This window comes from Colwellia sp. C2M11 (assembly GCF_018860915.1).
Lineage (GTDB): Bacteria > Pseudomonadota > Gammaproteobacteria > Enterobacterales > Alteromonadaceae > Colwellia.
Genome location: NZ_JAHKQD010000036.1, coordinates 45,293 through 68,684 on the forward strand (window position 1 = coordinate 45,293; position 23,392 = coordinate 68,684).

Annotated in this window: 17 protein-coding genes; 9 read left to right on the forward strand and 8 right to left on the reverse strand. The window is 34.6% G+C overall.

Going from position 1 to position 23,392, the window contains the following annotated elements:
- Nucleotides 1-160 precede the first annotated feature (160 nt).
- Entirely contained in the window at nt 161-1,282 is a 1,122-nt protein-coding gene (locus KO509_RS09230; RefSeq protein WP_252727471.1) for a peptidoglycan DD-metalloendopeptidase family protein, read from the forward strand.
- A 198-nt stretch (nt 1,283-1,480) separates the two neighbouring features.
- Nucleotides 1,481-2,164, forward strand: a complete 684-nt coding sequence (locus tag KO509_RS09235) for a divergent polysaccharide deacetylase family protein (RefSeq protein ID WP_303495406.1) — start codon at nt 1,481-1,483, stop codon at nt 2,162-2,164.
- Nucleotides 2,165-2,180: 16 nt separating this feature from the next.
- Here KO509_RS09235 and KO509_RS18030 read toward each other — a convergent pair whose 3' ends face one another.
- Both KO509_RS18030 and KO509_RS18035 read right to left on the reverse strand, forming a co-directional pair.
- Nucleotides 2,181-2,495 carry a S1C family serine protease gene (locus tag KO509_RS18030; protein WP_252727472.1) on the reverse strand — a complete coding sequence of 105 codons (315 nt, stop codon included), beginning with the start codon at nt 2,493-2,495 and terminating at the stop codon, nt 2,181-2,183.
- An 80-nt stretch (nt 2,496-2,575) separates the two neighbouring features.
- The gene (locus KO509_RS18035; RefSeq protein WP_252727473.1) at nt 2,576-2,947 is read right to left on the reverse strand and encodes a serine protease; all 372 of its coding nucleotides are present in this window, start codon (nt 2,945-2,947) and stop codon (nt 2,576-2,578) included.
- 458 nt (nt 2,948-3,405) lie between these two features.
- On the opposite strand from KO509_RS18035, the gene KO509_RS09245 reads away from it, so the two are divergent.
- Nucleotides 3,406-4,230, forward strand: coding sequence for a PEP-CTERM/exosortase system-associated acyltransferase (locus KO509_RS09245; RefSeq protein ID WP_215972993.1), 825 nt, complete (start codon nt 3,406-3,408; stop codon nt 4,228-4,230).
- A 90-nt stretch (nt 4,231-4,320) separates the two neighbouring features.
- Here the strand turns inward: KO509_RS09245 and prsT (KO509_RS09250) are convergent, their stop codons facing one another.
- From prsT (KO509_RS09250) to KO509_RS09265, 4 genes are all read right to left on the reverse strand, one after another.
- Nucleotides 4,321-7,068, reverse strand: a complete 2,748-nt coding sequence (gene prsT, locus KO509_RS09250) for an XrtA/PEP-CTERM system TPR-repeat protein PrsT (RefSeq protein ID WP_215972994.1) — start codon at nt 7,066-7,068, stop codon at nt 4,321-4,323.
- Between the two features lie 49 nt (nt 7,069-7,117).
- Complete coding sequence (gene wecB / locus KO509_RS09255) at nt 7,118-9,391, reverse strand: UDP-N-acetylglucosamine 2-epimerase (non-hydrolyzing) (protein ID WP_215972995.1); 2,274 nt, start codon at nt 9,389-9,391, stop codon at nt 7,118-7,120.
- Between the two features lie 82 nt (nt 9,392-9,473).
- Nucleotides 9,474-10,886, reverse strand: a complete 1,413-nt coding sequence (locus KO509_RS09260; RefSeq protein WP_303495422.1) for a phosphomannomutase CpsG — start codon at nt 10,884-10,886, stop codon at nt 9,474-9,476.
- A complete protein-coding gene (locus KO509_RS09265) occupies nt 10,883-12,316 on the reverse strand; it encodes a mannose-1-phosphate guanylyltransferase/mannose-6-phosphate isomerase (protein ID WP_252727474.1) in 1,434 nt (477 codons plus the stop codon). The genes KO509_RS09260 and KO509_RS09265 overlap by 4 nt, the downstream gene beginning before the upstream one ends.
- Nucleotides 12,317-12,532: 216 nt before the next feature.
- On the opposite strand from KO509_RS09265, the gene KO509_RS09270 reads away from it, so the two are divergent.
- From KO509_RS09270 to prsT (KO509_RS09290), 5 genes are all read left to right on the forward strand, one after another.
- Complete coding sequence (locus KO509_RS09270; RefSeq protein WP_215972997.1) at nt 12,533-13,387, forward strand: ThiF family adenylyltransferase; 855 nt, start codon at nt 12,533-12,535, stop codon at nt 13,385-13,387.
- An 80-nt stretch (nt 13,388-13,467) separates the two neighbouring features.
- Nucleotides 13,468-14,808: a UDP-glucose/GDP-mannose dehydrogenase family protein gene (locus tag KO509_RS09275; RefSeq protein ID WP_215972998.1), complete on the forward strand. Its 1,341-nt coding sequence runs from the start codon at nt 13,468-13,470 to the stop codon at nt 14,806-14,808.
- 129 nt (nt 14,809-14,937) lie between these two features.
- Nucleotides 14,938-15,942, forward strand: a complete 1,005-nt coding sequence (locus KO509_RS09280) for an NAD-dependent epimerase (protein WP_215972999.1) — start codon at nt 14,938-14,940, stop codon at nt 15,940-15,942.
- A gap of 281 nt (nt 15,943-16,223) precedes the next feature.
- Nucleotides 16,224-17,096 (forward strand): PEP-CTERM sorting domain-containing protein, encoded by an 873-nt coding sequence (locus KO509_RS09285; protein ID WP_215973000.1) that lies wholly within the window; start codon nt 16,224-16,226, stop codon nt 17,094-17,096.
- A gap of 113 nt (nt 17,097-17,209) precedes the next feature.
- Nucleotides 17,210-19,831 carry an XrtA/PEP-CTERM system TPR-repeat protein PrsT gene (gene prsT / locus KO509_RS09290; RefSeq protein WP_215973001.1) on the forward strand — a complete coding sequence of 874 codons (2,622 nt, stop codon included), beginning with the start codon at nt 17,210-17,212 and terminating at the stop codon, nt 19,829-19,831.
- Nucleotides 19,832-19,987: 156 nt separating this feature from the next.
- Here the strand turns inward: prsT (KO509_RS09290) and KO509_RS09295 are convergent, their stop codons facing one another.
- Nucleotides 19,988-21,082 carry a glycosyltransferase gene (locus tag KO509_RS09295; RefSeq protein ID WP_215973002.1) on the reverse strand — a complete coding sequence of 365 codons (1,095 nt, stop codon included), beginning with the start codon at nt 21,080-21,082 and terminating at the stop codon, nt 19,988-19,990.
- A gap of 96 nt (nt 21,083-21,178) precedes the next feature.
- Here KO509_RS09295 and KO509_RS09300 point away from each other — a divergent pair, with 96 nt between their 5' ends.
- Nucleotides 21,179-22,345 (forward strand): GNAT family N-acetyltransferase, encoded by a 1,167-nt coding sequence (locus tag KO509_RS09300; RefSeq protein WP_215973003.1) that lies wholly within the window; start codon nt 21,179-21,181, stop codon nt 22,343-22,345.
- Here the strand turns inward: KO509_RS09300 and KO509_RS09305 are convergent.
- A complete protein-coding gene (locus KO509_RS09305) occupies nt 22,329-23,369 on the reverse strand; it encodes a FemAB family XrtA/PEP-CTERM system-associated protein (RefSeq protein ID WP_215973004.1) in 1,041 nt (346 codons plus the stop codon). The genes KO509_RS09300 and KO509_RS09305 overlap by 17 nt on opposite strands.
- Nucleotides 23,370-23,392: the final 23 nt, after the last annotated feature.

A 23,392-nucleotide genomic window follows, 5' to 3' on the forward strand; every position in this document is an offset into this window, starting at 1 on the left:
TAGGCTAATTTCAGCCGTCAATTAAGTTGATAATGCAGAATAAGATTATTTCTGCCATTTTCATTTAACATGTCGGGCTAAAGCCCAACCTACAGAAGATAATAACTTATTGATGCACATAATCACTACATACTTCCCAAAGATAATAAGCAACTTAATATTGATAAGTTGCTTATTAATATCTGTTCATTGTGCAGCTAATGACGAAAGTGACAATGAAAAAGCAAAACAGCGCAACAGCGCTCGACTCAACAATGTTCAGCAAGAAATTGCCAAACAAGAATCAAATATTTTTAACACCAACAAAGCAAGAGCGACTTTAGAGAGACAATTAAAAAATGACGATCTAGCAATTGCTAAAGTAGCCAAAGCAATAAATGATACTGAGCAATCATTAAAAAGTACTCAAGAGAAAATAACGTCATTAAGTGAAGAAAAACAACAACTAACCTCACAAAAAATAACACAAGAAAAATTACTCGCCAAACAGCTTCGCTCGGCTTATACCACAGGCCAACATGATTATTTAAAGCTATTATTAAACCAACAACAAAGTGAAAAAATCCAACGTACTATTACTTATTATCAATATATGAATAAAGCTCGGATTAATGAAATTGAAAAGTTTCAAACGACCATCGAGCAGTTAGTACAGGTTACTTCACAACACCAAGCACAAGTAGAAAATTTAAAAACACTCAAAATGAACCAGCAAAAACAACGTGCTATATTAAATGATAATAAAAGCAATCGTAGTAAAACGCTGGAATCTTTAAGCAAAGAACTACTATCAAGTAAACAACAATTGGCCAAATTAAAAACTGATGAAGCTAACTTGGCCGCCGCCCTACAAAAACTCACAGAAATTATTCGTGCCGAAATTGATTTAAACGGATTAAGTAAACTTAAACATAAATTGTCATGGCCGGTTAAAGGCCGATTATTACGTAGTTTTGGTAGTAAAAAACAAGGTTATTTAAAATGGAAAGGTGTTTTACTCGGCGCTTCTATTGGTAGCCAAGTACAAGCGATATATAACGGCACGGTAATCTTTTCTGATTGGTTAAAAGGTTATGGTTTATTAACGGTTATAGATCACGGTAATGGCTATATGAGCCTATACGCCCATAATCAAACATTGTTAAAATCAGTTGGAGACCGAGTAGAAACCGGTGAGCCTATAGCACTTGTAGGGCAAAGTGGTGGGCAAGATCGCCCAGGGCTCTATTTTGAAATTCGTCATCAGGGCAAGGCGGTTAATCCTAAATTATGGTGCCGCTAAACCATACTTCAACTTATATATTACAAAGAACCATAAAAGTTACTACTAAAAAACACAGTCAAATGTTACTCTTTTAAAACCCCTACTATTATAAAAACTTATTAAATGATTTCAGCTGTTTCGAAATTCGCACTCCTTATTATTCTATTTATTATCAGTGTATTACACAGCACATCTATACAAGCCCAAGCTATACGCGTGGCGATTGTTATCGATGACATTGGTTATCGTTATACCGACAAAGATGTTTTATCATTACCTGGCGCTATTACTTTCTCTATTTTACCTCATACCCCTTACGGTAAAAAAATAGCGATTATAGCCAACGAAAAGAATAATGATGTAATGCTGCATATCCCAATGGAAGCTGAAAATGGTAAAAAATTAGGTCCTGGTGGGCTCACTAGCACCATGAATGAAGAAGAAATCTTAGCAAGTTTAGGCAATTCTTTAGCTGATATACCTTTTGCTATTGGTATCAACAATCATATGGGTAGTCATTTAACACAATTAAATAAACCCATGACTTGGACGATGAACTTTTTAAAACAACATCACTTACTTTTTTTAGACAGTAAGACAAGTCCAGATTCAAAAGCAGGAGATATCGCAAAGTTAATTGGAGTGCCTATACGAAACAGACATGTTTTTCTCGATAATCATTTAACCGACAGTTATATTACTCAGCAATTTCAATCTTTAGTGCGTTTTGCTAAGTCACAAAAAACAGCTATTGCTATAGCACACCCGCACCCCGAAACAATTCAAACACTAAAGCGTTTAATTCCAACACTAGCACAAGAAAATATTGAACTAGTACCTTTATCTGCTTTATATAAAACCATAGAAAACGTATCAACAGAAGTAGCAAGCAATGAATAATAATTCACTATTTTTCTTATAATTTAATATTATTTTCTCTTAATATTTGATGTAAGTACTTAACAGGAATGGCATAAGTAATACCACTAGGATTACTAATAACAGCTTCTTTTGTTGCTTGTACAAACACCTTATTGATAACACCCAAGACTTCACCAGTTTTCATGTCGTACATAGCGCTACCACTATTACCAGGGTAAGCCGTTGCATCAAGTTGATACGCCAAATAAGGGTTTCGCATACGTTTAAGCATTTTTAAATTAATTTGTTCTGCTGCTTGTGCTGGCACAACTGTCGGTGTAGTACTAGCGATTATGCCTCGATGAGTCACTGGATATAAACCGAGAACAGTGCCAATAGGAAAGCCTGTAAACGCTACATAAGTACCGTCTCCACGAAATTTTTCATCAGCTAAGTCAATGCTGGTAAAGCCGATCCTGATAGTTTTAAAATGGCTAAATCATATAACTCAGAAGTAACAACAATTTCAGCTTGCCTAACTTTCGCTTTTTTACCTGAGCCAATGAAAACTGCCATTTTTTGCAATAAACTTTCATCTAATTCAGTTGGTAAAACATGAGCATTGGTTACCACATAATGTCCATCACCAATAACAAATCCTGTTCCACGTAAAATATTTTGTGGTCGACTCGTCGGTGTATGAATACCAATACCAACGACTGAGGGTTTGACCTTGGCAACTACATCCACAAATTCTGCTTGTGCTTCCTTTAATGGTGTAAAAGCAACTATCAGCAATACTATAAAAAACATTTTAAACATAACGAGCTCTATCTGAATTAATTTCATCACACTACTCTACGCAATTTTTTATTTAACAACCATAATTAATCATAAGCTAATTTTAATCATTCCCTTTATTGGCAGTTGTACTTCATCTAGAGTAGATAAATGAACGTACAATTATTATTAAATTATTAGCCAAGTGATAAGCACCATTTTATTATATTAGTCTATACTCTACTGATAGCCTAAAACATTAGCATATGGTGTTCATTTGCTATGGTATTATTTTGCTCTATAGTAAGGTTTATATAGGCTATAATAATAAATTAATATTTATTTAGTTAACATTCACTAAATATTTGTTTATATTGGTTAAAGTATAATGATTCAAGTGCCTCTATACAAAATGGTGTTTTAGTATGATATGGAATTCAAAATGGCTCATGAAAACATTAATGTTAACATTTGTATTAACATGAAAACTTGGAAATTAAATGAACTGGAATAAACGCCTACTAAATACACCTATTATTGGTGATATCACCAAAAAAATAGCCTCAATCAAGGTTAGTCGTGATGCTTATAATATTGCTGAGCATTTCACTCAGTTTTTAGAACCCCAAGTTGCCATTAACAATGAATTAAAAGAAGAAGCTTTTAAAATACGTCACAATGTTTACTGTGAAGAATTAGCTTTTGAAGATATAAAAGAAGGTGGACTAGAAAAAGATGAGTTCGACGATCAATCAATTTTTTCTTTAATCAAGCACAAGCCTTCAAATACATATACCAGCTGCGTTCGTATTGTTAATATTCAGCAATCGGATCAGCTTTTGCCAATAGAAAAATTCTGCCTCGACTCCATTACAAACGAAGAACTGCACCCCAAAAACTTTAATCGCTCTGAAATTGCTGAAATTTCACGATTAGCAGTAAAATCTGATTTTAGGCGTCGTAAAACGGATCAATTTAAGGGCTCGGCTACCGGTGCTATTCAAGAAACTACATACTCTGAAGTAGAGTTACGTTGCTTCCCATTTATCGCTATTGGTTTATACATGGCAGCAGCAACCATGGCGATTGATACCGGTGTGAAACATGTTTATGTCATGATGGAGCCAAGGCTTGCTCGAAGCATGAAGTTTGTTGGCATAAAGTTTCAACAGTTAGGCGACCCTATTGAATACCACGGATTAAGAGCACCCTATTATATTAGCCCGGATATCTTTCTTGAAAATTTATCGCCTGGCTTCCAACATTTATATCAATCGATAGAGCATGATATTAGCGGGCAATTAAACAGCATTAGCTTAGCTTAATAAACATTCATACTAACCAAATAAGCGTATAAAAATAAAGGAGCAATATAATGCTCCTTTATTTAGTTGAAGTTATCAGTAAGTTATTTATTATTTTGATAGCTTCTGTTTTTTCTCTTTTTGTGCAGGTGTTATCGCTGTAACTTCCGCTAAAATAAGCTTAGCTTCTTCATTATCATTATTCGCTAATAATGCTTCGGCAAGGTTCAATGCTATATCAATATCCTTACCTTTCGCTAATTCATAAGCTTCTTTTGCTTTCGTTAACGCCTCGGCCTTATTACCTGACTTTAATAAAACTTGAGCATAAGTATCAACCACATTCGGTATTTCGCTCGTAATACCATAAGCTTGCTCTGCGTATTTTAATGCTTGAGTAAACTCTCCTTTGTCCATATAAAGCCATGACAAGTTGTTTAATACCACCACATTATTGGGTGAAACGGTAATAAGACGCTCATACTCACTAATCGCTTTATCTTGATTTTCAGCTAAATACATATTCGCTAAATGTAAACTCACATTAGGATTAACTTTATTGTCTAAAGCTTCCTTCGCGACATGCTGCTCAAGCAACGCTATTGCTTCTGGTTTCTGATTATTTCCTTCAAACGCAAAGGCAAGATGATTAGCGTTATTACCACTAGGCTTTATTTGGTAAAACTGTTGTAGTTTAGGTATTGCTACGGCGAATTTTTTCTCAAGTAAGAGGATTCGTCCTTCGATACCTGCACGTAAATCTTTATTAAGATCAAATTGCTCCAAGCTTTCAAGGAATGATTTAGCCTCATCCACACGCTTGTTATCTAACAAGACCTGCATTTTAACCAGGTGAAGAATTAAATTTTGAGGATGCTTTTTAAAGGCGTCTTGTAATACACTTAGCGCTCTATCAGGCGATCTTTTTTTAATCCAGTAATCAGACAGTAACAAGACAGGCTCAATATGATAAGTATTCGTTTTACGCCACTTTTCTAATATTAAGAAAACATCTTTGCCTTCAGCTTGTCTCGCATTCGAAGCAAGTAATAACTGCCAATAACGCTTAGGCGTTTTAGTCGTTAGCTCGTAGCCGTCTAAAATAGCGCTAGCCTGCTTGAATTTTTCGACTCGCATTAATGCTTCTGATAAAAGTATGCCATATTGAATATCATCAGTATTACGCTCTTGCACTTGTGTAATAACATTTAAGCCTTCCTCACCCTGATGAAATGCTAAATATTGGCGTAGTATTTCAATATTATTTGGATGGGCTTTTAGTGCTTGCTCAGTCAACAATGTTGCTTGTTTTATATCTTTTTGATGGCTAGCAAGCTGTACCATTTGTGTCAGTGCGAAGACATTATTCGGTTCCACTTCTAAACTTTTCGCTAATGCCGCTTTACCCTGCTCTAATTCATTTTTCTTAAAAAAGATGTTTGCTTGTAGATTATAGCCACTCGCCTTATCTGGGTATTCTTTTAGCCACTTATCAGCTATTTTACTCGCTCTTGGCAAATCTCCTAACTTAATGGATGCAAACGCTAAGGCAAGCTCTGCTGATACTAATTCTGGACTTTGCTGTAAAGCTAATTCTAATGTCTCAACACCTGATGGATCGTTCATCATTAATTTCAATATACCCGATCTTGCTGTTTGCTCTGCAGTCATGTCATTAGCACTAGCAGCTTGTTCCGCTAGTTTTTGTGCTTCATCAACAGCACCTACTTCTAATAATTCATAACTTAATGTTGATAAAAATTGAGCATTGTCTTTCGATGAAGGATCATAACCTGTTAATGTTTCACTAATATCATCAATAAAGCCCAGCTGTAGTTGGCTTACGGCAAGCATTCTTCTAGCTGGATTATCGATAGGAAGATACTCCACAATATCTTTTAAGTGAAAATTACTTTGTTCATAGTTTTGCAAATAGAACGCACTAGCACCTGCGACCAACTTCAATCTAAAAGTATTAAAGCCTGAGCTTAAAGACTGATTAGCATACTCGCTTGCCGTTTTATAATCTTTATTTTCAAAGCGTGTCACTGCTTTAATGTACTGTAAAAACGGCTGTGTCGGTACGGTAGCCAATATTGCATCAGCAATCTCTTCCGCTTCTTTAAGCTGACCATTTTTCAATAACGCATCAGCAATAAATAATTGCACTTTTCCTGAACTAGGCTGCAGTTGAAAATACTGCTTAAAACTATCTACCGCTAAAGCAAAGTTTTGGTCTGCTATCGCTATTTGCCCTTGTAACATCAAAGCATCCACATTATTAGGTGTTGCTGTAAGAATACGCTGAACTAATGTACTGGCATGAGGAATATCTTGCTCAGAAAATGCTAAATATGCACTTGCTAACATACTGTAACTATCACTTTCTGAAAACGCTAATGCGGCCTCAACTGTTGCTTGTGCTAGCGCTTTATCATTTGTACGTAAAGCTGCCATAGTTTTATATGCAAGGTATTGTGCACTAGGAGCCGAAAGCAGTTTTTCTTGTTCGGTTAATGATAAAATATCTTCATCATATTCCATCAACATATAAGCACGAGCTAGTAAAGGAAGCACTTTATCTATAGTAAATTTTAGCTGGTTAGCACGATTTAATTCTTTAGCTGCATTTTCAGCGTCGCCATCATTTAAATAAAGTTGCCCCAACAAGAATCGTGCTTTAGCATTTTTTGCATCAATTTTAATGGCATTCTTTAATGAAATAATCGCTGTATTGTTTTGTTTTTCTGCAATTAAACTTTCTGCTTTACTGATATACGTTTGTGCCGTTTCATTATCGCCACACGCTGATAGTGCAATAACAATACTTGCACAAACCATTGATTTTAAAAATTTCATTTAACTTCCCTTAAAATAAAAAGACCACTGAGTAGTGGTCTTCTTGCAATTAGGCTCTAGTATTTAACATAGTAGTATTTAGTGATAAATTAGTATAACACTCGTGATCTGTAACTAAAATAATTACATCAGCCCACTCATCCATTTCATCAATTGTTTTTATTCGTGGGCAATCCCAACTTTCAACATAAGGATCATGATAACTAACCTCAACACCAGCTAAATTAAAGTATTCTAAAACAGTTTCAGCTGGAGATTCTCGACAATCATCAACGTTTGCTTTATAGGCAACACCTAGAATACCAACTTTTTTATTTTTAACATCTGCGCCTAATAAATCTAAGGCTTGCTGTGCAACTATACTAGGTCGTTTATCATTAATTGCTCTTGCTAAACGAACCAATTCACCTGACTTAGTATTTTCTACCAAAAACCATGGGTCAATTGGAATACAATGACCACCAACACCTGGGCCTGGTGTTAAAACATTCACACGTGGATGTCTGTTTGCTAAGCGAATAACTTCATAAACATCGACTTTTAGCTCTTTAGCAATTTCAGATAGCTCATTCGCAAAGGCAATTCCCACATCACGAGAAGTGTTTTCAACTAATTTAATACACTCTGCTGTAGTCAAATCGGTTAAGAATACCTCTCCCTTAACAAAACTTTGGTAGATGGTTTTTACTTTTAATTGTGCTACTTCATTACTCGCACCAATTATGCGGTCATTGTGAACCAGTTCATGCAAGGTTTGCCCTGGTATTGCTCTCTCAGGACAATGAATAACATCAATAGATAAACCTACATCTTTAAAGCGTTCTTCAACCATTAAGCTTGTTTGTGGTGAAATAGTTGACTCTACAATAACCGTTTGACCATTTTTAGCTACTTTAGCAATAGCATCAACTGCACTAAAAACATAAGAGCGATCACAACTATTATTTTGATGTGGAGTAGGCACAGCAACTAGATAGGTTTCACTTGAAGGTATTTCTGTACTAGCTGTTAAAAATTTCTGACTAACAACTTGCTTAATTAATTCAGGTAAGCCGGCTTCATCAAATGGGCATTCAGCTCGATTAATAGCATCAACTTTATCACGATTTAAATCTACTCCCGTAACACTATAACCCGCTTGTGCCAACAAGCTTGCGATAGGTAACCCCATATAGCCCATACCAATTACCGCTATAGTTTCATTTTTTGCATCAATAATTTCATCGAATTCATTTGATTCAACATTAGTGATAATATCTAAAATCAATTCAGCGACATGACCATCACCGAATGGGTTTGTCCAACTAAAGTCACCATTTGACTGTGATAACCATTTATCTGCAGCAGCTAAGGCTTTATCAGCATCCCTACCAACAAGTACATTAGCACCAACCTCTATAGACTCTGGACGTTCAGTATTCTCACGTAAAGTAATACACGGCACCCCTAATAAACAGGCCTCTTCTTGAATACCACCAGAATCAGTCAAAATTAACTGAGCATGTTTTTGTAGTTGAATAAAATCTAAATAACCAATAGGTGGGATTAATTTCAAATAGCCAGGTACTTCAATACCAAATTCTTTTAATTTTGCTTGAGTTCTAGGATGTATAGGCCAAACAATTGTTTGACTATATTTTGCATGTAATTTATCAAACAAGGCTAATAGTTCTAATAAATTAGCCATTACATCAACATTAGATGCTCTATGCGCGGTCACTAGAAAAAAGTTACCTGACTTAACAGATAAATCATCCAAAATAGTACTAGAGCTCGCAGAAATATCTAAATGTTGGAATAAAGAGTCTGAAACCGTATTACCAACAGTGAAAATTTTATCAGAATCGATGCCTTCTTTTGCTAATATAGCATGTTGATTTGGCCCTACTGCAAATAAAAAATCACTAATATGATCCGTCATAATGCGATTAGTTTCTTCTGGCATAGCTTTATCATAACTACGAAGGCCAGCCTCGATATGCCCAACTTTAATACCAAGTTTAGAAGCAGCTAATGCACCCGCTAGCACAGTATTGGTATCCCCTTGAACAAGTACTACATCCGGCTTCTCCAGAATAAGAATAGGCTCCATTTTAATTAAAATATTACCCGTTTGATTACTATGTAACCCGGAACCAACACCTAAATTATAATGAGGGGCTGGTAAATGTAATTCTTTAAAAAAGATACTATCCATTTCTTCTGAGTAATGCTGATTCGAATGGATTATAAAATAAGGAATGTCACGCTTCTGACATTCACGAATAACAGGTGCCATTTTGATGATTTCGGGGCGGGTGCCAACGATAATCCCTATTTTCATTTGTAAATCCTTAATTATTTAAAATTTTTTAATATAGTATTCAGTGTACTTTGCTAGCACTATTTTTTCAGCGTTTTTTTAACTATTTACGCAGTAAAACTAATACTTCCTTAACTTTTTCTTTCATTAATTCTATATTACCCTTCGATTCAACATTTAGCCTAACGACTGGCTCAGTATTACTGCTACGTAAGTTAAAACGCCAATAACTAAACTCCATACTAATACCATCTGTATTATCTATCAACTGAGCATCACTTTGATAAAAATTAAATACACGAGTAATCGCTTTTTGAGCATCAGCAACGCGGCTATTAATTTCACCTGAAGTTGGGTAAGCTTTAATACGTGCTTGAACTAAATTTGATAATGGTTCTTGGCGTAAGCACATTAATTCAGCAATTAATAACCAAGGAATCATACCGCTATCACAATAAAAAAAATCTTTAAAGTAATGGTGAGCACTCATCTCTCCCCCATAAATAGCATCTTCACTACGCATACGCTCTTTTATAAATGCATGTCCTGTTTTATTTTGAATCGCTTGACCACCAGCTTGTGCAACTATATCAATGGTATTCCATGTTAAACGAGGGTCATGAATGATTTTTTGTGGTGACGAAGTTACCTGACGATTATTATTTTTAGCTAAAAAATATTCCGCTAATAAACCAACAATGTAATACCCTTCAATAAAATGCCCTTGCTCGTCAAAGAAAAAACAACGATCAAAATCACCATCCCAAGCAATGCCCATATCAGCACTGTGCTCTATTACCGCTTTTTGAGTAACTGATCTATTTTCTACGAGTAAAGGGTTTGGAATGCCGTTAGGAAAGTGACCATCGGGCTGATGGTTCACTTTAATGAATTCAATAGGAACGTTTAATTGTTTGAGAGCAAGCTCAAGTGCATCTATTGTTGGGCCTGCCGTGCCATTTCCGGCATTAACCACTAATTTTAACGGCTTAACTGATTTTGAATGTAATAAAGAAAGATTTTTAACATTAATATAAGTTAACAAATGCTCAGTATAGGACTGACTGATGTCATAAGTTGCATACCTTCCTTTTCGCGCAACGTTAGTAAACTCATTTTGCTCAGCCAACGCCTTAATATCAAAAAGGCCAGTATCACCACTGATAGCCTTAGAGCTTTCTCGTACTAGCTTCATACCATTGTAGTCAATCGGATTATGGCTGGCAGTAACAGCAATGCCCCCTTCGGCCCCGAGGTAACTCGTCGCAAAGTAAATATGTTCAGTGCCACACAAACCTAAATCAATAACGTCACTACCTCCGTCCATCAAACCGTTAGCAAGTGCCAACTTCAATGACTCACTCGTTAAACGTATATCAGCACCTATAACCACTTTATTTGCTCTAGTAAATTGAGCAAAAGCACGTCCAATACGATAGGAAATTTCTGTATTTAATTCTTCGCCAATTTTGCCACGAATATCATAAGCTTTAAAACACGTAAGGTTGGTCACTATTTTATGCGCCCATATTTGTCTTCAAAACGAACAATATCGTCTTCTCCTAAATAGCTTCCCGATTGTACCTCTATCATTTCTAAAGGAAGTAATCCTGGATTTTCTAGCGCATGAACAGCGCCAATAGGAATATAAGTAGATTGGTTTTCTTTTAAAATAATAATTTCATCATTAAGTGTCACTTTAGCTATGCCTGAGACAATAATCCAGTGCTCAGCCCTATGCTGATGAACTTGTAGAGATAATTTAGCGCCAGAGTTTACCGTAATACGCTTTACTTGAAAGCGTTCACCTTGATCAACCAAGTCATACTTCCCCCATGGTCGATATACTGCTCGGTGCAACTGTGTTTCCGGTCGTTGTAGTGCTTTGAGTTCATTTACTATAACGTCGACATTTTGTACTTTATTTTTATCCGCAACCAGAACAGCGTCAGGCGTATCAATAACAACTAAATTATCTACACCTAACGTAGCAATAAGTTTATTTTGGCTATGTAAATAACTATTGTGAGTGTCGTGAGCAATGACATCTCCTTTTAGGACATTATGTTGTGAATCTTGCTGACCTACTTCCCAAAGCGCAGAATATGAGCCAATATCACTCCAACCTGCGTCTAAAGGCACAACCACAGCATCGTCAGTTTTTTCCATAACCGCATAATCAATTGACACATTGGCACATTGTAAAAAAGCATCACGATCGGGACGAATAAAGTCTAAATCTATTGCAACATTAGCCATTGCTTCTTGGCATGCTGTTAAAATATCCGGTCTACACTTTGCTAACTCTTCTAAATAGCGACTTGCTTTAAATAAAAACATGCCGCTATTCCATAAATAATCACCAGACTCTACATAACTTTGTGCTTTATCAATAGTTGGTTTTTCAACAAATCGAGCTACTTGATAAATACCAGCACCTTTTTTGATGCCTTGCTTAATATAGCCATACCCTGTTTCAGCATGTGTAGGCACAATACCAAAAGTAACCAATGCTCCTTGAACAGCCGTAATACACGCAATATCAATGGCTTGATGAAATTTTTTTATATCGTTAATTACATGATCTGCAGCTAAAACAAGCAATAGCGCATCATCACCTTTTGCCAACGCATTTAAAGCCGCAATAGCAACGGCAGGTGCTGTATTCCTTCCTTGTGGCTCAAGCAAAATACTCGCCCCAGAACAATTCACTTGTTTAACTTGCTCTGCCACTAGAAAGCGATGATCTTCATTGCAAATAAAGACCGGTGCTTGGTGCTGCATTGGTAATCGCGTCAAAGTCTCTTGCAACATACTGTTTTCATTAATCAGTGCTAAAAATTGTTTAGGAAATTGCGCACGTGAAAGAGGCCATAAGCGAGTCCCACTACCGCCACACATAATGATAGGTGATACAGATAACTTAGTTGCATTTACTTTGGGCATTTATCTTCCATTTAATTTAGAGTGAGATATTATTAAGGTAGTAATAGAGCATGATAATAGTTTCAAAAAAAACATATAAGCGTTTTAATATTTTATTTGATATAACAGCTATAAATTTAAATTCCATATTGATTTCTATATGAATTATTTTCTATTAAGCACTATACTTTTTCATCTATTTCAAATAACTAGTTTTGCTTTATAAGGGAGTATTAAATGTTCGATTACGAAAAAGCTTTTTCCAGAAACATTGGCTGGGTAACAAAAGAAGAACAACAAATACTTAGAGGTAAAAAAGTCGCCATAGCGGGTGCAGGAGGCGTTGGTGGAGTACACCTTTTAACCCTCGCGCGTTTAGGTGTCGGAAATTTTTACATATCAGATTTTGATGATTTTGAAGTACATAACTTTAACCGACAATCTGGAGCTTTCATATCTACACTCGGGCAGCAAAAAGTTGATGTAATGGAGCGTATGGCTAAAGACATCAACCCAGAAGCAAATATAAAGTCTTTTCCTGAAGGTATCTTTGCACATAATGTAGATGAATTTCTTGAAGGGGTAGATCTATATGTTGATGCCTTAGACTTTTTTGCTCTTCAAGCAAGAAAAATAGTTTTCAAAAAATGTTATGAAAAAAATATTCCCGTAATAACAGCTGCACCATTAGGTATGGGCTGTGCTTTTCTCTGTTTTATGCCTGGAAAAATGAATTACGAAGAATATTTTCGCTTTGAAGACAAAAAAACTGAGGATGATCAACTCATACAATTTTTAATTGGTTTATCGCCAGCCATGCTACAGCGTTCATACCTAGTCGATAAAAGTGCGGTTAATTTTAAAGAGAAGCGAGGCCCTTCAACCTCTATGGCAGTTAACCTTTGTGCTGGAATAGCCGAAACATACGCTCTTAAAATATTATTAGATCGTGGGGAAATAATTTCGGCACCTTACGGACTTCATTTCGATGCTTATCGTAATAAATACAAAAAAACGTGGAGACCATTTGGTAATGCTGGATTAATGCCAAGAATAATGTTTAATATTGCTAAAAGAATAGTTGCCAAATAGCCTTTTACGATAGAAAACAAATCAAAAAAAAGCTATATTCTGTTTAATTATAAATTGATTGCCATCATTGAAGGAAGATAATGAAAGTTACAGTTTTTGGAATTGGATATGTAGGGTTGGTTCAAGCAGCTGTTTTAGCTTCAGTGGGTCATGATGTTGTTTGTGTTGATATAGATCAAACGAAAGTAGATAACCTTAAAAAAGGTATAATTCCAATTTATGAGCCTGGTTTAACTCCACTGGTACAAGAAACACATAAAAATGGTCAACTAAATTTTACCACTGACGCTAAATTAGGTGTAGAACACGGTGAAATTCAATTTATTGCGGTAGGAACACCTCCTGACGAAGATGGTTCTGCTGATTTAAAATATGTTCTTGCTGTTGCTGAAACAATTGCTACTCATATGACAAGCCCAAGAATAATTGTCGATAAATCAACAGTACCTGTTGGCACAGCTGATAAAGTAAAAGCTAAAGTCGTTTCAGTGTTAAATCAACGAAAAATAAACATTGAATTTAATGTCGTGTCAAACCCTGAATTTTTAAAAGAGGGGGCTGCCGTTAGTGATTGCATGAAACCAGATAGAATTGTAATTGGCACTGAATCAGAAACAGCTAAAGCTGCAATGCGCGAGCTTTATGCACCATTTAACCGTAATCATGACCGTATGATATTTATGGACGTACGCTCTGCAGAGTTAACTAAATATGCTGCTAACTGTATGTTAGCAACTAAAATTTCATTTATGAATGAAATGTCTAACTTAGCTGAATTACTGGGCGCTGATATAGAAGCAGTTCGACATGGTATTGGATCCGATTCACGCATTGGTTATCAGTTTATTTACCCTGGTTGCGGTTATGGTGGTTCATGTTTTCCTAAAGATGTACAAGCATTAGTAAGAACAGCTCATGGCATTGAATATAAACCCGCTTTATTAGAGGCTGTTGAAAGTGTTAACTACGCTCAAAAACAAAAACTATTTAACAACCTAAATACCTACTTCAATGGCGATTTAAAAAATAAAACAGTTGCCGTTTGGGGTCTGTCATTCAAACCACAAACAGATGATATGCGAGAAGCATCATCAATGGTGCTGATGGAATCGTTATGGGCCGCTGGAGCCAAAGTACAAGCTTACGATCCGGAAGCCATGGAAGAATGCCAACGTATCTATGGTGTGCGTGATAATTTATCATTGGTTGGAACCAAAGAATCCGCATTAACTGGCGCGGATGCTCTAGTAGTTTGTACTGAATGGAGTCAATTTAGAGCGCCTGATTTTGATTTAATTGAAAAATCATTATCACATAAAGTTATTGTAGATGGTCGTAATTTATACGACCCGGTACTATTGAAAGAACGTGGTTTCTCATACTATGGTATAGGTCGTGGTGACAGTATCAAAAAAATGTAAGTTGTCATTCCTTCTGACATGGGCAATAAATTCTAACCTACATAGGTAAAACCAAGGTAGGTTAGAATTTATTCTGACAACATGGGTAATGAAGTATGCCCTCAAGATAAATAATATTTAGGAAACAATGTGAAATTTTTAGTTACGGGTGCAGCTGGCTTTATTGGTTTTCATGTAGTGCAACGCTTATGTAAACAGGGACATGAAGTTATTGGTATTGATAACCTTAATGATTATTACGATGTTAACTTAAAATTAGCACGTTTAAATGAATTAAAGGCATATAAATCATTTAAATTTATCAAGTTAGATCTTGCTAACCGAGAAGGTATAGCTCAGTTATTTGCAATAGAAAAATTTAACCGTGTTATACATTTAGCCGCACAAGCAGGTGTTCGTTACTCTATTGATAATCCAATGGCTTATGCTGATTCTAACTTGATTGGCCATTTAACTATTTTAGAAGGGTGTCGTCATAATAATGTTGAACACCTTATTTATGCATCATCTAGTTCAGTTTATGGCTTAAACAATAAAACACCATTTGCCACGTCTGATAGTGTTGATCATCCTATTTCATTATACGCTGCTACTAAAAAATCAAACGAATTAATGTCTCATACTTATTCTCATTTATATAACATTCCAACAACCGGCTTAAGGTTTTTCACTGTTTATGGACCTTGGGGTCGTCCAGATATGGCTTTATATAAGTTTACTAAAGCTATAATCAACGGTGATCCAATTGACGTATACAACCAAGGTGATATGCGAAGAGACTTCACTTATATCGACGATATTGTTGAAGGCATTATAAAAATTCAAGACATTATTCCTGAAAAAAACAAAGATTGGCAGGTAGAATCTGGCTCTACAGCTGAGAGTTCAGCACCGTATAAAATCTTTAATATAGGTAATGGTAACCCTGTAAAATTATTAGACTTCATTGACTCATTAGAAAGTTCGCTCGGTATAAAAGCAACGAAGAATTTCATGCCTATGCAAGCAGGGGATGTATACCAAACTTATGCTGATATTGAAGAACTGTTTATAGCTACCGATTATAAACCTTTAGTCGCAGTTAGTGATGGTGTTAAAGAGTTTGTAAATTGGTATAAAGGTTTTTATCAATAGTATGAACTATTCATTAGAGTGCTTTATCACCCAAAAATAATAGTGGTGTGTTCCGAATAAACACAAGATAAGAAACGTGTCAGATTTTTTTACACTATTATTTATGATAAATAGTCACAGTTTATCATCACTACACTTTAACCTTTAACATCAACAGCTTAAAAAAAATAAAAAAGTTGGCACCTTGCTTGCTTATACAGAGTAGAGAATAAAATCTATTACATTGCTTTTAAAAATACTAATGCAGTGTTATTACAATTATTATGTTTAAAGGATAAATCATGAAATTAAAAACTCTATATACAGCATCTGCATTATTATTAGTATCTGGTGCTGCAAGTGCAGACCCAATTAGTATTTCTACTCCGTTTGGAGCAACATCTTTCTTTAATGCTTTAGGTGCGACTAACTTACCAGTAACATCTACATATGTTAATGATGGCACTATTTCTATGGGTTCAGAAGCTAGTGACCTTGTTGGTGCTTCTCTTGCTTTTACTGATATGGGCGTTGGTACTATTGGTCAATTATCACCTTTATTAGGTACAGGCACTACCGCTAGCTACGGTAACGATTGGGTATTAGACTTTACTTATACACTAACTGGTGTTGCAGAATTCATAGATGGTGGTGCTGTTGGTGGCCTTATTACTGATAATACTTTAGATGCAGATGGAAATGGTGTTATCGATTTTGTAGATGCTATTTCTCCTACATATACTGGCGGTACTTTTGAATTTTTCTACAGAAATGTAACTACAGCAAACACAACTAAAGTATTAGAGCTAGACTTAAATAACTTTGATGTGAACGGACCTAATGTTGTATTTAACAGTGTTGTAAATTATGACTGGTATACAGCTGGTAGTGATGCACTAGTAGAGAACTTGTTCATTGATGATTCTGGTTATACATTCTATGAGTTAGCAACTGCTGGTGGCACTATAACTGAAGCTCAAGATATATCTTTCCGTACTGATTTTAACATAGACCCTAATCTATTACCTACTTGTGACGATGCAACTTGTGACACAATATCTCGTACTACAGATATTAATCTTTCAGGTGTATTTGCAGTTCCAGAGCCAACATCAATTGCAATTTTAGGCTTAGGTTTATTAGGTTTAGGTTTAAGAAGAAAAACTAAAGCATAATGACATAACCTTATCTAGTATAGATACCAAAAAAAGTGACCTTTAGGTCACTTTTTTTATGCCTTTAACTTTATCATATGCTAACGTATCACAAATACTTTGAAGGAACTCCAATGATGAAACGTCTCCACATTCTAATAATTGTTATAACATTTACTTTTCTTAGTGGCTGCGAAAACAATAATACTCCAGAACAAGTTTTACTAATCGCTAAGCAAGCCATTGATGATAATAAAAGTAGCGAATTAAATAATGCTATTATTTCACTTAAAAACTCTATTCAACAACATCAAAATAATCCCGAGTTAAGAGCTTCTCTTGGAAAAATATATTTAATGTTAGGTGATTTAGGATCAGCAGCAAAAGAATTAAATAAAGCCGAAAGCCTTGGTGCCCCAGCGGAAAAATGGTTGCTGTCTTTAATGCAAGTAGACTATCTTCAAAATGAGCATGATAGCGTTTCACGTTTATGGAAAAAATATAACAAAGACCTAAACCCCAAAAGTCGCTATAATGCTAACCTTTTCTATGCCTTATCAATATTATCTCAAAAAGAAAGAGCTGAAGGCTTAATAGAATTAGAAAAACTTACCACTGATACAAACAATAATAATCCTAATCAAATATTAGCATTAAACTTATTAAAATTAATGTCGCCAAATATAAAAACTAATGATATTGCTAATAGTATTGCAGAACTAAAAATATTTGCTAATGAAAATAAAAAAAATTGGTTAGCCTGGTTACTACTGTCAAAAGCTCAATTTTCATTCAAAGATTTCGAAGAGGCCGCTGCAAGCTATCAGCACTTAGCTAAATTATTGCCAAAATATAGCGTTGCCAAAATTTATGAAGCAGAAAGCAATATTGAAGCTAGAAATAATGAAGCAGCAAAGGGGGTATTACAAGAGCTCCTAAAACAATACCCTACACAACCTTATATTAACTTTCTATCCGCTAAAAATAGCATAATGATGAAAGATTATACCAACACTAAAGTAGCGATAGAAAAAACCCTTGCATCTAATTACTCAAACGATACCATAAAGCTTATCGCTGGTATTACCTATTACCAATTAGCAGAATACGAAAATGCTCACTCTTATTTAACCTCTATCGCGAAAAACCTTCCTTCCGATCACCCGGCAAGAAAAATTTTAATAGCCACTCAAATTAGACTAGGCTATATCGATAATGCTTACACAGAACTAAACGATGGAACAATTGATAATGATGAAACAGTATTAGTAGCTGCTGTAGCACATTCTTTACTAGCAACAAATAAACCCCAACAAGCATCGCAACTATTAAATCAAATAAATATATCACAAGCCCCTACGCCAGCACTGGCTTTAGAAATAGGTAAATTGAAGTATAGGGTTAATGATCAGGAATCACTTGTTGGTTTAGAAGAAATAATTAAAAATATTACAAATGATATCGCTATATCAGCTACGGATGTCCAGCAAGCCAGAACAATGGAATTAGCTTCTCTAGTTCAAAAAAATCAGCTAGATAGAGCAAAGGAAATGACTCAAAATTGGATAGCACAAGAACCTAACAACATAGGGAATTATCTTCTATTAGTCGAAATAACAAAGAGAACGAAAAATACAAGTGAAATAGCTGGCTTGTATCAAAAAATGCTAAAAATTGACCCTAACTTCATTACAGCAAAACTATATTTTGCTGCAAAAAGTTTAAGTGAAAATAAAAATACACAAGCAATAAAGGCCTATAATGACATCCTCAATACAGAGCCAAAAAACGTCAAAGCAATAATTGGAAAGTATCATGCCTTAGTGGGACTGAAAAAAGATATAGAAGCTAATACCTTTATACAAGAATCGTTAAGTAAAGAAGAAGACCCTACACTTAGCTTAGTTTTAGCAAAAAGTTACTATCAAATGGGAAATATAGATCAAGCATTAAACGTGTTATCTAATAGAACTTACCTATCCAACAGGAACAACATTGAAAAATACAATATTCTTGCTCTTTCTTACTTGAAACAAGAAAACAAACCTAAAGCCATTGCAGCTTATAATTCAATTTTAGAAATAGCCCCTAACAATATCCTCGCTTTTACTAAAAAAATATTAACGATGGAAAGTATCGGGCTATATAAAGAAATATTGATTGATATTGAAAATTTTAAAAGTAATCTACCGACTGAGGATCCCCGTATTAATTTGATGCATGCAGAGTATTTAGTTAATGCAGGTAAAGCCAAGGAAAGTATGGATATTTTAAATAGTTATAAACAAACGAATATTGCTGAAAGCCCAATATACAAAGGTATTTTTGGCAAAACTTTATTTTTGTTAGAAGACTATACTACAGCAAAGCCACTACTTGAAAAAGAATACAAACGGCTAAATAGCTCACGCACAGCAACAATGTTATATAACACGTACATGCTTACTAATGAGCCTGAGCGAGCAATTACACTTGTTCAAAATCATTTGCATAAAGACCCTGATAATTTGTTATTTCTTAACCTCTACGCAGAATATTTATTTAAAACCGATAGAAATAAGTCTATCAACGAATATATCAAGTTACTTGCTCTTGATAAGACAAATGGTATTGCTTTAAATAATTTAGCTTGGATTTATTATGAGAAACAAGAGTACAACAAGGCTAAATCTTATATTGATAAAGCGCTAGAATATTATCCAAATAATAAGAGCATACTAGACACTGCAGCTAAAATTTCAGCCGCAACCAACTAAGAAATAACGAGATAAGAAGATCACACTCCCCTATAATTTCTGGTAAAATCATTTTAAATTATAGGGGATAAAATGCAATTTTTACTAATACAAAAAGCACTATACAGTTATCATCATGCCATTGTAATAATAAGTGCAAGTGTTGATACTATTAATCTACAGTAGGAGGTTTTTTCTTATCGTGTATTTCTCCATATATGCTTTAACCATCTGTTTAACAGCATATTTTTCATAAACTAATGTATATGCTTCATTCGCTTTTAATAGTCGCTTTTCACTGCTATTTTTTACTTCATTTAACTTATTTGTCAAAGCCTCGCAATTGCTAGGCTCTACAAACCAAGCTTGTTCTTCTGTAATAAATTGAGAGATACCGCCAACGTTTGTGCATATAACAGGAGTTTTATTGGCCATAGCCTCTAAAATAGTCATAGGCATAGCTTCATACAACGACGACAATACAAATATGTCAGACTCATCAAGAATGGTTGTTATATCCTCTCTAAAGCCCAATAAATGTATATGGTTTTGCATATTTAATGATTCTATTTGTAATTGTAATTCCGTAAACAAAGGGCCATCACCAACAATGTTTAAAGTACATTGTTCAAAGCTCGGAATAGATTTAACAGATTGAGCAAAGGCGTCAATTAAAAGCTTCTGATTTTTAACTTTATCTAAACGCCCTATCGTTACAAATGTTTTTGGATCATCAATACTACATTTCTTTTCTTGCGGAACTACCACGCCATTAAATAATAATGTTAGTTTAGATGGTTTAACCTTAATATCATTTAAGATCCATTGAAACAAATCATATGAAACAACAACATACTCAGTAATAAATCGAGCAATAAACTTTCTAAATGTATTATGAAGTTTATTCTTACCTAGAGGGTCATCACCACCTCTTCCGTGGTCACTATGAACACGTACAGGAACACCTGCAACTGCCGCTACAAAATGGTACTCTATTGTGCCAAAATTATAAGTATTGATTGCTCGAGGCTTTAGCTTTTTCAATAACGAAAATAATTTAATATGTGTTCTGATATCATTGCCAGACTTTTTATCCAGTACAAATACTTGGATTTTTTTATCAACTTGATCCAACATACTTACATCATCTGTTAATGACACAAGTACATGTTCAACATCATACTCTTCAGAGTTATTTATTAAATTAGCGATTACTTTTTCAAGACCTCCACAGCCAAAACTGTAAACGAGATGCACAACTTTATTTGTCATTTTCAAATATCAGCCCTTTACTTTCCATTGAACTAACAACACAATAAAAAGATAAGATTCATAAGTGTGGTTATATTATCGTAATAGGTATCTAAATTGAATTTAAAAAAAGCACAATTTGAGTTAGATAACATTCATATTACTATCCTACCGCTTATTCCCGAAAAAATTGAGCAACTTAAAAAGAGCTGGCTTCGATTAGAAAGTATTGCTTCACCTTCATTTTTTTTAACATGGCGCTGGATAGGCTCTTGGTTAGAACAAATAAAAAACACATCAAAGTTGATATTAGTAGAAGCTACACAAAATGATCGAACAGTTGCCTTGGGTATTTTTATTGAAAAAGACACAACCAAATATGGCTTATTTAAAAGAAAGCAGTGGTATCTGCATAGAACGGGGAACGATTGTAAAGACCAAATTTGGATTGAAAACAATACATTTCTAACAACGAATGAAAATAAAGATGTTATTATTCAGGCGATATGGCAGACACTACTTTCTCACTACAACCACGTTGATGAATTTATAATTGCAATCAATAATGATCAACCGTCAAAAGAGCAATTATCCTGTACAAACAAATACTCAATAATTAAAAATAATACTGAAAATGGCTACTTCATCACGCTAGATAAAATAAATACTATTGATGATTATTTTTCTTCATTATCTAAAAGTACCCGAAAACAACTCAAACGAAGCCACACGTTACTAACGCAACAAAACGAATTTAAATTTTCAGTCACTATCGCCCCAGAACAACAGACTCAAATCTTGAGCAAATGCCAACAATGGCACATTGATAAATGGAAAGACACCGAGACCCCTAGTGGCTTCACTAATCCTCAATTCACGGGTTTTCATAAAAACTTAATCCATTCTGACCATACTACTTCTAATACCGTTGTCGCCAGCTTAATGATAAACAATGAACTGTACGGTTGTTTATACTGCTTTTTAAACCATAATTGCGCTTATTTCTATCTAAGTGCTTTAAAACCAATAGCAGACAACCGTATAAAATTAGGATTGAGTTTACATGCATTATTTATTCAATGGTTAATTGAAAACAAACCTAATATAAAAAAATATGACTTTTTAGCAGGAGAAGCAAGATATAAACAATCACTATCAAATCAAAAAAATGAACACTGTTATTTAGTAATACAAAAAGAATCAATCAAATTCAAATTGGAAAATTTATTAATTAACCTAAAAAACAAATTGCAAAACGGTGATGATGTCAAGGTAAATTTTTAACTAATAATGGACCTATTGTATTAGCAATAGGTAGTGGCAATTTTTTCCACACTTTAATCGCCAAATCAAATTTAGCATTACTAGGAGATAGGTTCGGTAATTCACCACCTTCAGGAATCCAATGATACCAATAACATTGCTGTGGTTCAGACTTCCATTGCTTTTTAAATCGATACGTTCCCTCGTCGACAGTAGAACGACCAAAGTCGAACTCAGAAAGGCCTTGTTCAATGGCATATGATAGTATTTGCCAATATAAATACATATTCACTGAAATTCGGTTTGCATAACTTAAAGTGCTCGCCCAAGGTATTTCCATACGATCTTTATAACTAATTAAGAAACCAGCTGATACAGGTTTTCCTTGCCAATACACAATACAAATAGAGCAATGCTCTTTAAATGTCTCTAAAATGTTTATAAAAAAAGATTTTCCATAAACAGGTGTACCTAAATCTCTCATATTCTCACAAAACACCTGATAAAAATCATCAAATAATTCGACCTTACCTATTTTGTGACTAACCCCTTCTTTGATTGGCCGCTTAATTTGTGATCTTCTTTTAGAGCCAATTAACTTACCTAACGCTTCAGCTGTTTCAGGTAACTGTAAAACCATATTTACTTTGCCGGTAGAAACAGGTAATACATTATCAATACGTTCAACTGATTCACGGTATTGAATATGGCTTACTTTGTTTATTTCTGCTTGGTTTTGTAAGTGTTGATTTAATTGGTTAGCAATCTCACTTGTATCAGCAATAACGCCACCGTAATTAAAAAAAGGCATGCTTACAATGAAATTACCAAACAACTTACTTTTCAAGTTAACACTTGGTAATACACCACAAATATTACCGTTTTCATTTAACGCATAATAATATAAACATTCATGTCCAAACGTTTTTTCAATAAGTAACTTCCACGCAGATAAATGATATACCGATGCAGATTCATGCTGATTAACATAATCATCCCAACGTGATAAATCATTTGCTGAAATGGAATGAATGGTAATAGTCAATTTTACAACCCTCTAAATTTATT